Source organism: Nitrobacter winogradskyi (assembly GCF_006539545.1).
GTDB lineage: Bacteria > Pseudomonadota > Alphaproteobacteria > Rhizobiales > Xanthobacteraceae > Nitrobacter > Nitrobacter winogradskyi_A.
Map to the genome: position 1 here is coordinate 1 of NZ_BJNF01000004.1, position 12,271 is coordinate 12,271.

The window sequence follows — 12,271 nt, forward strand, 5'->3', positions numbered from 1 at the left end:
AGGGCAGGCACGACGTTGACTGTCACCGACAGGAACTGGAACCAGTTTCCGGGCCCGGTGCTGCTGTCCTGAACCACGATCTGGAACGAATAGCTGCCCAGCGTGGTGGGCGTGCCGCTGAGCGTGAACCCGCTGAGGTTGAGGCCGGGCGGCAAGGTATCGCCGGGCGCAAGCGAGGCGGTATAGGGGGTGACGCCGCCACCGGGCGTGTAGGTGACGGAGAACAGCGAGCCGAGTGGGGCCGATGAGGTGGTCGGCGCCAGAGTCAGGCTCGGATTGGCGGTACTGCCCGAGTAGGATTGAAGGCCGCTTGCGGAGGTGGAGTCTGTAGCCCTGACGGTGAAACTATAGTTGCCGCGCTGTGTCGGCGTGCCCGAAACCAGTCCACCGGCAGACAGGGACAGTCCGGGAGGCAGCGAGCCCGCATCGAGCGAGAATGTATAGGATCCCGCGCCGCCGCTTGCCGTGAGTTGCTGGCTGAAAGGCGCGCCGGCCTGCAACGACAAGGTGCCCGGCGTGATGGTGATCGACGAGGTCGGCGGGGTAATTGTGATATTGACGTCGATGGGGGCGTTATCGGAGTCTCTTATCCGGAAGAAATCGGTTGTCGCGGCGTCCCCGTTGTGCGTGTAGGTGAAGGTATCGGCCAAGGTGTCGATCGTTAACGTGCCATGCTGCGGCAACTCTCCCGGTGGTATCGAACTGACAGGATTGAAGCCCTGAAACGGGGCGGCGCTGCAATGATTCGTTATCACCGATCCGCCGTGAGCGACCGTGATGTTGAAGCCGGGGCATTGCTGGGCGGAAGCGGGGTTTGACCAGAACAGACCGATGAGGAACAGCGCGGCCAACGCCAGAACATAGGTGACGCCATCACCCGTCGTGCGAGACGAGCGCAGGTGTTGAAATCGGTCGTCAATCATTGGCCACCGCCCTTCCTGCGCTGCGCTGGAAGGCCCTAAGCAAAAAATGCCTGCCGCTATAGCTGGTCGATAACCTGGCAAATGACTGGATCGCGCTGCGCGGTCCGCCAGGACAACTCGTCTCTTAAAGATCGCATAACGGTTGTACTCAAACCGATATTCGATTCAAAGAGGAAATTCTCGCGTATCCAGAGCAATATCCAGAGGGATAAACGTTGTGCTTGCAAGGTTCCCGCTTTTGCGCAAAGTTGGCGGTGCGTCGACGCGGTGGGCTGATCGCTGATGCAGGGGGTTGGGCATGTCCGAGTTTTTTGTTGGCCAGGTGTTGACGGTTGGCTTCGGGTTCGCGCCAAAAGGGCTCGCCCAGTGCGACGGCCAGATTTTGCCGATCTCGCAGAATCAGGCGTTGTTCAGCCTCCTGGGCGTGGCGTATGGCGGCAACGGGACGACGATGTTCGCATTGCCGGACCTGCGCGGACGAGTCCCTGTGGGCTTCGGTCCGTCGGTCGATCCGAACTGGCCGGTGTCGCCCTATGCGCTTGGCGAAAGGGCCGGGGCAGAGGCCGTCACGTTGACCACGGCGCAATTACCGTCGCACGTCCATCAATGCGCCGGCACCAACGCCGCTGGCGACAAGGGCAATCCGACGAACGCGCTCTATGGAACCAGCGGCGAGGCAATCTATGGCAACGCCGGAGCGGGCGAAGTCGTGCTGGCCGCGGGAAGCATTGCGCGCACGGGCGGAGGTCAGGCGCACAGTAACATGCAGCCGTACACCGCCATCAATTTCTGCGTCGCGCTGACGGGAATATACCCCTCCCGAAACTGACGGGCGGATGTTCAACCGATCGGAGGTCGGACCATGAGTGAACCCTATGTCGGAGAAATCCGGCTGTTCGGCTTCTCCCGCGTGCCGCAGGGCTGGTTGCCCTGCGATGGTTCGCTTCTTTCCATATCTCAGTATGACGTGCTTTTCTCGTTGATCGGAACGACCTATGGCGGCGACGGCGTGACCACCTTCGCTGCCCCCAATCTCTGCGGTCGCGCTCCCGTCCATTACGGCGCCGGTCCCGGCCTGTCGCCTCGCGCTCTCGGCGAGATGAGCGGCACCGAAACAGTGACCCTGCTGTCGACCCAGATGCCGCAACATGACCATCCGATGATCGTGACGACCGGGGCTGCCAACACCAAGGCGATCACGCCGAACGTCGAGTTCGGGGCGGTCGTGGGCGACACCATGTACACTAATGACGTGACCGGAGCGGCTGCCGTAGCCACGGCGCCGACGTCAACCTCCGTGGCGGGCCGAAATGTGCCGCACGACAATCTCATGCCGACACTGACGGTGCAGTTCTGCATCGCTTTCAACGGGATCTACCCGAGCCGGGGCTGATCGGCCTCCTCTCATGCAGTCAAACTTTCGAAGGCATCACCGCCATGGAACCGTTCATCGGTCAGATTCAGATTTTCGGATTCAATTATGCGCCTCGCGACTGGGCTCTCTGCAACGGGGCTACTTTGGCCATCCGGCAGAATACCGCGCTGTTTTCCCTCCTCGGCACGATGTATGGCGGGGACGGCAAGACCACCTTCATGCTGCCGAATTTCGCCGGCCGCACCGGCTGCAACCAGGGCCAGGCTGCGGGCCTGACACCGCGCAACATCGGGGATACCTTCGGCGAAAACAGTGTGATGTTGACGGCGGACCAGATGCCGGCGCATTCGCATCCGTTCACGATCTATGACCAATCCGATGCCGCCAAGCGCACAGGCGTGCCAGCCAACGGCTCATCGCTCGTCGTTCCGCAAAACAGCACGCCCTTCAGTACGATCGGCACGGCGAATACCCAGTTTTCATCGCGCATGGGTGGCGTGGCGGGCGGAAGCCAGCCGCATGAGAACCGTCAGCCCTACCTCGCCATGAATTTCTGCATTGCACTGTCGGGCGTCTTTCCAGCGTTTGGCGATCCCGTTGCCTGATCCGCCGGGCCTGCCGGACTTTCCGGCGCGCCATGGCGACCTTCCTGTCTGCGCCCGGTCTGTCGCTTTTCGGCGCACCACACGCAATGACCTGCCTTTCCTGCGCGAACTGTATCACTCGCTCCGCATCGGCGAGTTCGCGTCTCTCGGCTGGCCTGCCGAACAATTGCGCGCGTTGCTGGACCAGCAGTTCGATCTCCAGCATCGCGGCTATCTGGCGATGTTTCCGCAAGCCGACTTTTTGCTGATCCTGCGCGAGAACGCACCAGCCGGTCGGCTCTATCTTGACGCCAGCCAAGCGCGCTGGCGCATCATCGACATCGCTCTCGCGGCAGAGCGGCGCGGCGCTGGTCTTGGATCCGCGGTCATGCAGGCGGTCAAGCGGCACGCGCAAACCGCTGCCGCCACCGCCGTCGTGCTCCACGTCGCCTGTGAGAATCACGGGGCGCAACGATTCTATCGCCGGCTTGGCTTTCGCGAGGTGTCGCGCCAGGACCAGACTTGCGCGCGCATGGAATGGATCCCCGGACCTGATGCCGAGGGAGCATGATTCGATACCGCTTTGTCGCGGGTTTCCAGTCCGCTTCTGACTCCGTCAGGAGCGGAAAGGCTCCAGCCTGTCGTCAGTTGAAGATCGCCTGATAGACGATGCCGTCGCGGTCGCGCGCCACCGGCACGATGAATATTTCGATCGCCCCGACGGTTGCGTTCGTCATTCGATAGATCTTCTGCGGAAGCACAACCGGCGATCCGCTGCGGAACAGCAGAGAGAAGGGTTCCCGCATCGCCGCGGCGAAGCCTTGTGGCGGTAAGCGGCGCGCCTCGGACAGCGTCAAAGCGATCGATGCCGTTCCAAGGTCGACGTCGAACCCTTCCCCCAGGCAGCCTGCGAAGCGCTCCAGCGTTATCAATTGCATCCGGTAAAGGCCCCCTCTGCCTTGCTCGGCCATCGACATAAACCGTCTCCGCTCCGCAGGCTACAGCATTTCGCGCGAAGCGGGATGAGGGTCGGGGAAAGAAAACGCGTCAAAAACAATATCATAGAGCCCTTCCTCTTCTGATTCAGAAGCGGAAAGGCTCCAGATGAGGAACATTCGCCATCGTGACCTACCGATGTAATGAGGCGATGTGATCAGGAGGTGAGCGGGTTGTTGATGCCCGTTTCTGAAATCGATAGACGCCAAGCCAGCCAGGAGTTACTATGTAAATAAGTTATCATAGATGCGCCAGCGGTCACTCATTTTGGTGTCGCCCGGGATGTTGGCGTTGCGTCGGCGATACAAAGTCATAACGAGGAGCCACCGTGGAAAATCAAAGTGTCGGGACCAGCGCGACGGCAGAGCCGCCGGGTAACCCAAGGGTCTTGTGGATATCGACTGTGGCATTCTCCCTCGGTTTTGCAATCTGGGGAATGTTTTCCGCGCTCGCTCCCTTCATGATCGAGCGGTACAACTTTACAAGCACGCAGGTGCTGGTTCTCGCTGCGATGGAGCCGCTTTTTGCGGCGGGCATCAGCATCCCGCTCGGCATCTGGGCGGACAAGTACGGCGGGCGCACGGTCTTCACGCTTTTGCTGGTGGTTCTCTCCGTCGTCCTGCTTTTGGGAACTTTCGCTGAGAGCTATTACGGCTTCCTGATTCTGGGAACGATGCTTGGACTTGGCGGCGCGAGTTTCGTGGTCGGCAACGCTCATGTCTCGTCCTGGTATCCCAAATCGAAACAGGGGACCGCACTCGGTCTTTTCGCGCTTGGCAATGTCGGAATTACAGTGGGCATGATGGCGGTTTCGTATCTGCTCACCAATGTTTTTGACCAGAATGATCCGGACGGATGGCGGCTGATATTTCCGATCTTCGCGGTTCCCACGTTGTTGATGGCGGCGATCTACATGTTCTTTACGTCGGATCCGCCGAACCGGGCGCTCAAGAATACCTCGATGAAGGAAATCTTCGCCGTCTATCGCTCGGGCGTCGTGGTGTGGCTGGTTCCCGGTCTTTACTGGGTCGCGTTTGGCACGCTGGTTTTCTTCGCATCAACGCTGCCGACCTATCTGGTCGATCATTGGCATGTGGAAGCGTCGACCGCGGTTGCGGTCTATACGCCGATTTTCGTGGTCTGCGTGGCGATCACCCGGCCATTGGGCGGCTGGCTCGCTGACCGTTACGATGTGCTGAGCCTCTTGAGCGTCATGTTCGGACTGATGTCAGTGCTGGCGGTGCTCCTGGCCTTGCAAATCTCGCTGACCATCGAATTGGCCGTTATTTACGCGCTTGCGGCGCTATCCGGCGCCGCCGCAGCGGCCGTCGTCAAGCTGATCCCCATGTACTTCGTGCATGTCGGTGCAGTGAGCGGGTTAGCCAAGGCTGCCGGTGCTGCATGCGGGTTCACCATGACGGCGATCCTGGCCGGCAGCAAATATCTGATGGGCGGTTACACTCTGGGTTTCTTCATCTGGGCACTCATGAATATCGCCGCGTTCTATGTGTCGTTCTCGCGCGTGGGCTTCAGGAGCGCTAAACCGATTCATCCGATTGGAAAGTCCATTCCTGCTCACTGAGCCAGGAAGCACGCGTCGTTCGGCCCGGCTCGGTCCTGTTGGACCCGCCGGGCCTTTTATTTCAAATAAGGGCAGAATCGTTTGACGTAAGAGAGAAAGCGTTCGGCCATCGTTGATCCGGGTTTGCTTACCAATCTGGAACTGCGGTCATAATGGCGATCGGGGTGGCGTGCGTCAGCCATTGGTTCCTCCGAATGATGAATGGCAGAGAAACGTCACCAGCAAGCGTCTGTTCCCAAGGTTTACATACCTTCCAAACCTCAGTAGCGGTCTTTTCCGGCGCTCGCGCTCACCGGACTTCGACCACAGACCGGTGGAACAGCGCCGCCACCTCGCGCTCCATGATACCGCTACATATCGACCTGATACATGCCGGCCTGATGAGGGTGTGCCAGAAGGTATCCACATTCGGGTTATTAAGGCCGGAGCGATGGGATGGACCTGTTCGCGTGAAGAAAACGCATCCCATCAAGATCCGAGAGCCTCGCTCCTGATTTTATCAGAAGCAAGAAGGCTCTCACCAGATTCGACCCGCCTTCGTGACGTGCCCCGCGCCGATGTGCGTGAACCAGGCCGGGGACGTCAAGGCCTCGTCGTGAACGGGCCATATTCGATCGATGGACGTCTCCGGGCACGCTGTTCCGGCGGTCGACAGGCCAACCCACGATCTCGCGAGGCTTTTGGAAATAATCCTTCAGTCGCGTCTTAATGATGATCGACCATCACCGCATGAAGGTTTGCAGTTGGAAGAGTTTCGCCATGAGCAGGAAAAATGACATCAACCGGGTCTGGGACATCGTTGAGAAAGTTGGCGTTTGCATGCTGACGACGCAATTTGCGGGTGGATTGCGCGCGCGGCCCCTCGAAGCAAGGCCGGATCGCGACGCCGGTCTGATTTTTTTCGTGACCGATATTCACAGCCCGAAGGAGGAGGAGATCCAGGCAAGACCGGACATCGGCCTTGTCTTTATCGATTCGAGCGATAAAGCCTATCTGTCGATCACCGGGCGCGCCTGCGTTATTCGCGATGCCGAAATGACCAAGGCGGCGTGGCGCAAGACAGATGAAGTATGGTGGCCGGGGGGCCCCGACGATCCCAGCGTATGCCTGTTGCAGATTGAACCCGCTACCGCGGAACTGTGGGATGGCCCGGCAAGCAGCGTCGCGACTGCATTCGAGTTCGCCAAGGCAAAGTTGACCGGCAAGAAACCGAACCTTGGCGAGAACCGGAAGGTGACGGTCAAGATGTAGCTTTTCTATTCAACGTTTGATCCGTTCGAGGCTGGTCGCTGCACTGTGTTTCGGATGAGTGTGCTCACAAGCAGGTTGAATACGGAGCGTCGGGATCAAAGTGTCAGACTTGCGAGGCTAGAGCGCTTTCGGGCGAAGCGGATGACCTGTTCGCGTGAAGAAAACGCGTCGAAACAAAATCATAGAGCTCCGCTTCTGATTCAATCAGAAGCGGAAAGGCTCCAGGACTTGCGAGGCCAGGAAAAGGGAGTGACGCGCACGATGGTCGATATTTCGTCCACAACGGACGAGGCGGCGATGCACATTCCGCAAGCCGCGATGCTGGCTATCCAGAGCCTGACCAAGACCTATTGTTCGGCGCAGGAACAGATCGCTGTCCTTCGAGGGGTCTGCGTGCATGTCAGCGCCGGTGAAAGCGTTGCGCTGACCGGTGAATCGGGAAGCGGAAAAAGCACTCTGCTGCATCTGATCGCGGGCCTCGACGAGGCGGACGGCGGCTCGATCCGGATCGATGACACGGAGGTGATCGCATTGGCGGACCGGGATCGTGCGGCGATCCGGCGCGACCGGATCGGGCTTGTTTTTCAACAGTTCAATCTGATCCCCTCGTTAACAGTCGCCGATAATCTGGCTTTCCAGTCGCGTATCGCCGGCCGTCATGACAGTCACTGGCAAAATGAACTTGTCGATCGGCTGGGCCTCGGCAATCTGTTGAAGCGATATCCCGAACAACTCTCGGGCGGCCAGCAACAGCGGGTCGCGATCGGGCGCGCGCTTGCGGTCAGGCCGTCTCTGCTCCTCGCTGACGAGCCGACCGGCAACCTCGATGAGGCGACGGCCGACGATGTGACGGATATCGCGCTTGATCTCGTCAAGCGGACCGGATGCGCATTCCTTATGGCGACGCATAGCACACGGCTGGCCGCGAAGCTGGACAGGAAAGTTCGACTGAGCGCCGGACGGATTGCGTGAAGCAGGGATATTGGATCCTTGCGGTTCTGCTCAGCCATTGGCGCCGGCATCCGCTGCAATTGATGACGCTGATGGTAGGCCTGATCTCCGCGACTGCGTTGTGGAGTGGCGTGGAGGCGTTGAACCAGCAGGCTCGCGCCAGCTACGATCGGGCCGCGGCGGTGTTCGGCGGCTCCCGAACCGCGATGCTGGTCGGGCAGCGTAGCTCCTCGTTTTCTCAGCAGCTTTTCGTCGATCTCCGGCGCGCGGGGTGGCGGGTCTCGCCCGTCGTCGAGGGACGGGTTCGTGTTCAGGGAAGGCCATTGCGCCTGTTGGGAATCGAGCCGGTGACGTTTCCCGCGCAGGCGGGATCGATTCCGGCGGTCGGCGCGCCGGATCTGAAATCGTTCATCACGCCTCCGGGCGAGGCTCTGGTCGCGCCGGAGACGTTGACCGCGCTGGCCGGGACGGAAGGCGCGGCCTTGCGCACGGACGACGGCGAATCCTTGCCGCCTCTCAAGGTGCACGCGCGCCTCGCGCCTGATGTCGTGGTCGTCGATATCGGATTGGCGCAAAGCATTCTTCACCTGCAGGGCCGGCTTTCGCGCTTGCTGGTTGGCAACACGCGCAGCCGGCTACCGCCGCTTGAAACTGTTGCTGGCGACATGCTCCGGTATGTCGAGGCGGACGCCGGAACCGATCTTGAACATCTGACCGACAGCTTTCATCTCAATCTGTCGGCCTTCGGGCTGCTGTCGTTTCTTGTCGGACTCTTCATCGTCTATTCGGCGATAGGTCTGGCCTTCGAGCAGCGCATGCCGATGTTCCGGACCCTGCGCGCTTGCGGCGTATCATCGAGGCAGCTGAATGGTGTGCTGCTGATCGAATTGCTGGTCCTCGCCATCGCCGGCGGCCTGATCGGACTGGCGTGCGGATATCTGATCGCCGCGGGGTTGCTGCCCGATGTCGCCGCGAGCCTGCAGGGGCTGTATGGCGCGCAGGTTTCCGGAGCGTTGGCTCTCAGACCCGAATGGTGGGGCGCGGGTCTGGCGATGAGCGCCATCGGTACATTGGCGGCGTCGGCGACGAGCCTCCTGAAAGTCATCCGGCTTCCGGTGCTCGCCGCGGCGCAGCCTTATGCATGGCGTCAATCGCAGCGGCGATGGCTGGGCTGGCAAGGCGTCACGGCCGCAGCGATGCTCCTCGCGGCCATCATTGTCCTGACCCTTGGCGACTCGCTGATCTCGGGATTTGCGGTGCTGGCGTTGTTGCTTCTGGGCGCCGCGCTTGCGCTTCCCGTGCTGCTCGCACTCGTGCTGCGCATCGGCGAGCGAAGCTCGCGGCGGCCGCTTGTGGTGTGGTTCTGGGCGGACAGCCGCCAGCAGCTTCCCGCACTGTCGCTGGCGCTGATGGCGTTGCTGCTCGCGCTCGCGGTTAACGTCGGTGTCGGGACCATGGTGGAGAGTTTCAGCAAGACTTTCACCGCATGGCTGGATGGCCGGCTGGCCGCGGATGTCTATGTGAACGCGATGAGTGAGGCCGAGGCGCGCGATATCGAAGCGAGCCTGCGCGCCCGGCAAGAGGTCACGGCCATCCTGCCGAGCGGCCGCGCCGAGATCGAGATCGGCGGTCGGCCGGTGGAGATTCTTGGTCTCGCCGACCACGCCACCTATCGGGACCGCTGGCCGTTGCTGGAGTCGCGGCCGAATGCGTGGGGCGACCTTAAGTCGGGCGAGGCCGCATTCGTGAGCGAGCAACTCGCGAGAAGGCTGAAACGACGACCTGGCGACCGACTGGATGTCGGCACACCCACTGGCGACTGGTCTCTGCGCATCGCGGCGATCTATGCCGATTACGGTAATCCTAAAGGGCAGATCGCGGTCAACATCGACGCCTTCACGACTCGATTTCCAGATCTGCCGCGGACCCGGCTCGGCCTGCGCGTCTCGCCTGGCAAGATCGCGCCGCTGATCGATGACATGCGCAAGGCATTTCATCTCGATGAAAGTCGCCTCTCCAATCAATCGACGTTGAAGATGGAATCGAAAGTGATTTTCAACCGCACCTTCGCCGTGACCGCTGCACTGAACACGTTTACGCTCGGTGTCGCCGGAGTGGCGCTGCTCACCAGCCTGTTGACGCTCAGTCATTCCCGTCTTCCACAACTGGCGCCGCTGTGGGCGCTCGGGGTGACAAGGCGACAGCTTGCCGGCATCGAGTTTCTCAAGACGATATTCATCGCGTTCATCACGGCGATGCTGGCGCTACCGCTCGGCTTGCTGGTGGCCTGGTGCCTGATCGCTGTTGTCAACGTCAGAGCATTCGGCTGGCGTCTGCCGTTCCATGTCTTTCCGCTGCATCTCGCCGAACTTGTCGTTGTGGCGATGCTTGCGTCGCTTCTGGCGATGTTGATTCCGCTCCTTCGGCTGATGCGCATGCCTCCGGCGGCGCTGATCAGGATCTTTTCCAATGAGCGCTAGTCCAAAAATCTCGCGCCGCGCATTTGCGACGGGACTTGCCTTTTTCGGCTTCGGGCGTAGCGCGTCACTGGCGCAGAACTTCGCCGGACTTGGTGGTGATGCGTCCGGATTCGCTTCCGTCATGCCCGGCAAGAGTTTTGAATTTCCCCGGGATCACGGCCCGCATCCGGATTACCGGGTCGAGTGGTGGTATCTCACAGCCAACCTTAGAGATAGTACCGGCAACGCGCTCGGCGTGCAGTGGACGTTATTTCGCCAGGCGATCCAGCCGGGACCGCAACGCGAAGGTTGGGCGAACCAGCACGTCTGGATGGGTCATGCCGCCGTCACGCGCGCCGATACGCATCGCTATGGCGAAACGTTTGCGCGCGGCGGCGTGGGCCAATCCGGCGTGGACGCGCATCCCTTTCATGCCTGGATCGATTCCTGGCAAATGCGCGGGCTTGATCGCATGTCGGCGATGAATGTTGCGCCGCTTGAGGTCAATGCATCGCATGAAGAGTTCAGTTATGCGCTGAGGCTTGAGGCCGACAAGGCTCTCGTGCTCCAGGGTGAGGCCGGCTACAGCGTGAAATCCGAACGTGGACAGGCATCTTACTATTACAGCCAGCCGCACTTCACGGCGGCTGGGATCGTCACGATCGACGGCAGGTCCGCCAATGTTACCGGACAGGCCTGGATGGACCGCGAATGGAGCAGTCAGCCGCTTGCCCCCGATCAGACGGGATGGGACTGGTTCTCGCTGCACCTTGAAACCGGCGAGAAGCTGATGCTGTATCGGCTACGGCGAACACGCGGCGAACCTTACCTGACGGGCAACTGGATCGGTTCGGATGGACAGTCGGTTGCGCTCTCTCCCAAGACCGCTGAAATGATCCCGACAGCCACGACGGACGTTGCTGGTCGCAGGTTGCCGACAGGCTGGCGTATCATCATTCAAGATCGGGGGATGACGATCGACACCGTCCCGCTGAATCCGGAAAGCTGGATGGGGACGCGCGTTTCCTATTGGGAAGGTCCGGTCAGTTTCACCGGTACCCACCGAGGTGTCGGTTACCTCGAAATGACGGGCTATTGATCGAGACCACTCGCCATTCGTTCACCGCAAAAGGTGTCAGCGTAGGAACTTGCCGCGTGGAACAGTTTCAATCGCGGGCCATTGACAGTGCGCGACAACGTCTTCAAGCGGCCGGAGAGAAAAATGTCTCAATGCGAAACCTGCGGAAACGAGTACGACAAGGCATTTCAGGTCACGATGGATGGCAAAACCCATACATATGACAGCTTCGAATGCGCGATCCATGCGCTCGCCCCTGTCTGCGAGCACTGCGGGATTCGAATCGTTGGTCATGGGCTTGAATCGAAAGGTAAGTTCTATTGCTGCGACCATTGCGCAGAGAACAGTGGCGTCAAGGGATTGCGTGACCGTAATAATTAGACCTTAATATTCAGGATGTGGCGGATAACGCCCGAGAGCCATTTCGCTTCTGATGAAAATCGGGAGCGAAATTCTCAGCGTTCTCAGAATGCTCGCTCTGACAGTTAATCCTCACGCGAATAGCTTTCACGCGAACCATCCCCGGGTCAAGCCCGAGGACAGTTTCCTGACGACGTGCTTCCAAGCTCAAGTGATCCACTCGTTCGGTTTATCTATCTTCGAAACGAACTCTGTTTCCTCCGTTCGATCACGCCCTGATCTTGTCCGAGAATCCATCTGCTACTTGCGGTGGTCTTCCTTCGGGAGGACGACGCTTAGAAGTAGAGCAGGTAGACCGCCGCGAATCCGATCACTACAAGCCCGGTGCTCCAGACCAGGACGTTGCGCACGGTAGGCCCACGTTCGGCGCCGCGCGCCTCCATCGTAGTTTCGACGATACGTCCATCTTCCTTCTTCATTTGTCCCTCCTGCGAGATTGATTTCGTGCCGATGAGGCATCGGGTCAACTTGAGGAGTCAGCTTTCGTTCCGATCTGAAGGTGGGACGATTCCAAACTCGACGACTCCAAACTTGGCAACTCCAGCTTGGCTATTCCGGCATGGAACGCTCACGCGTGAGTGCGGATGGCAACTACTCTGCTCGAGGCGCGGGATTGTTCTGAGTTGAATCAGAACTCCCGAAAGAGAAAGCC

At 60.1% G+C, this 12,271-nt stretch carries 13 protein-coding genes; 10 read left to right on the top strand and 3 right to left on the bottom strand.

Annotated elements, in window-relative coordinates:
* Positions 1-923 (bottom strand): Ig domain-containing protein (locus NWI01_RS01440; RefSeq protein ID WP_181410329.1); only part of this gene is annotated, 923 nt, incomplete at its 3' end.
* Positions 924-1,221: 298 nt separating this feature from the next.
* Between NWI01_RS01440 and NWI01_RS01445 the strand changes: the two genes are divergently transcribed.
* The 4 genes from NWI01_RS01445 to NWI01_RS01460 are packed head-to-tail and all read left to right on the top strand — an operon-like array spanning position 1,222 to position 3,453.
* Complete coding sequence (locus NWI01_RS01445) at positions 1,222-1,752, top strand: phage tail protein (RefSeq protein WP_141382008.1); 531 nt, start codon at positions 1,222-1,224, stop codon at positions 1,750-1,752.
* 33 nt (positions 1,753-1,785) lie between these two features.
* On the top strand, positions 1,786-2,316 hold the full coding sequence (locus tag NWI01_RS01450; RefSeq protein ID WP_141382010.1) for a phage tail protein: 531 nt from the start codon (positions 1,786-1,788) through the stop codon (positions 2,314-2,316).
* Positions 2,317-2,360: 44 nt separating this feature from the next.
* Positions 2,361-2,903: a phage tail protein gene (locus NWI01_RS01455; RefSeq protein WP_141382012.1), complete on the top strand. Its 543-nt coding sequence runs from the start codon at positions 2,361-2,363 to the stop codon at positions 2,901-2,903.
* Positions 2,896-3,453, top strand: a complete 558-nt coding sequence (locus NWI01_RS01460; protein WP_181410330.1) for a GNAT family N-acetyltransferase — start codon at positions 2,896-2,898, stop codon at positions 3,451-3,453. Before NWI01_RS01455 ends, NWI01_RS01460 begins: the two co-directional genes overlap by 8 nt.
* Positions 3,454-3,526: 73 nt before the next feature.
* Here NWI01_RS01460 and NWI01_RS01465 read toward each other — a convergent pair whose 3' ends face one another.
* Positions 3,527-3,859: a DUF6916 family protein gene (locus tag NWI01_RS01465; protein ID WP_244613599.1), complete on the bottom strand. Its 333-nt coding sequence runs from the start codon at positions 3,857-3,859 to the stop codon at positions 3,527-3,529.
* Positions 3,860-4,206: 347 nt separating this feature from the next.
* Between NWI01_RS01465 and NWI01_RS01470 the strand changes: the two genes are divergently transcribed.
* From NWI01_RS01470 to NWI01_RS01495, 6 genes are all read left to right on the top strand, one after another.
* Positions 4,207-5,460, top strand: a complete 1,254-nt coding sequence (locus tag NWI01_RS01470) for an MFS transporter (protein WP_141382015.1) — start codon at positions 4,207-4,209, stop codon at positions 5,458-5,460.
* A gap of 759 nt (positions 5,461-6,219) precedes the next feature.
* Entirely contained in the window at positions 6,220-6,711 is a 492-nt protein-coding gene (locus NWI01_RS01475) for a pyridoxamine 5'-phosphate oxidase family protein (protein WP_141382017.1), read from the top strand.
* Positions 6,712-7,029: 318 nt separating this feature from the next.
* A complete protein-coding gene (locus NWI01_RS01480) occupies positions 7,030-7,683 on the top strand; it encodes an ABC transporter ATP-binding protein (RefSeq protein WP_141382059.1) in 654 nt (217 codons plus the stop codon).
* Entirely contained in the window at positions 7,680-10,142 is a 2,463-nt protein-coding gene (locus NWI01_RS01485) for an FtsX-like permease family protein (RefSeq protein WP_141382019.1), read from the top strand. The genes NWI01_RS01480 and NWI01_RS01485 overlap by 4 nt, the downstream gene beginning before the upstream one ends.
* Positions 10,132-11,220: a lipocalin-like domain-containing protein gene (locus tag NWI01_RS01490; RefSeq protein ID WP_141382021.1), complete on the top strand. Its 1,089-nt coding sequence runs from the start codon at positions 10,132-10,134 to the stop codon at positions 11,218-11,220. The genes NWI01_RS01485 and NWI01_RS01490 overlap by 11 nt, the downstream gene beginning before the upstream one ends.
* An 87-nt stretch (positions 11,221-11,307) precedes the next feature.
* Positions 11,308-11,580, top strand: a complete 273-nt coding sequence (locus NWI01_RS01495; protein WP_244613600.1) for a hypothetical protein — start codon at positions 11,308-11,310, stop codon at positions 11,578-11,580.
* Positions 11,581-11,894: 314 nt separating this feature from the next.
* Here NWI01_RS01495 and NWI01_RS18740 read toward each other — a convergent pair whose 3' ends face one another.
* A complete protein-coding gene (locus NWI01_RS18740; protein ID WP_181410331.1) occupies positions 11,895-12,038 on the bottom strand; it encodes a hypothetical protein in 144 nt (47 codons plus the stop codon).
* Positions 12,039-12,271 lie beyond the last annotated feature (233 nt).

What these genes read in the sequence shown, in the direction of transcription:
- NWI01_RS01450 (WP_141382010.1), top strand. Translation starts at nt 1,786, where the DNA reads ATGAGTGAACCCTATGTCGGAGAAATCCGGCTGTTCGGCTTCTCCCGC.
- NWI01_RS18740 (WP_181410331.1), bottom strand. Translation starts at nt 12,038, where the DNA reads ATGAAGAAGGAAGATGGACGTATCGTCGAAACTACGATGGAGGCGCGC.
- NWI01_RS01475 (WP_141382017.1), top strand. Translation starts at nt 6,220, where the DNA reads ATGAGCAGGAAAAATGACATCAACCGGGTCTGGGACATCGTTGAGAAA.
- NWI01_RS01490 (WP_141382021.1), top strand. Translation starts at nt 10,132, where the DNA reads ATGAGCGCTAGTCCAAAAATCTCGCGCCGCGCATTTGCGACGGGACTT.
- NWI01_RS01480 (WP_141382059.1), top strand. Translation starts at nt 7,030, where the DNA reads ATGCTGGCTATCCAGAGCCTGACCAAGACCTATTGTTCGGCGCAGGAA.
- NWI01_RS01455 (WP_141382012.1), top strand. Translation starts at nt 2,361, where the DNA reads ATGGAACCGTTCATCGGTCAGATTCAGATTTTCGGATTCAATTATGCG.
- NWI01_RS01465 (WP_244613599.1), bottom strand. Translation starts at nt 3,859, where the DNA reads ATGTCGATGGCCGAGCAAGGCAGAGGGGGCCTTTACCGGATGCAATTG.
- NWI01_RS01445 (WP_141382008.1), top strand. Translation starts at nt 1,222, where the DNA reads ATGTCCGAGTTTTTTGTTGGCCAGGTGTTGACGGTTGGCTTCGGGTTC.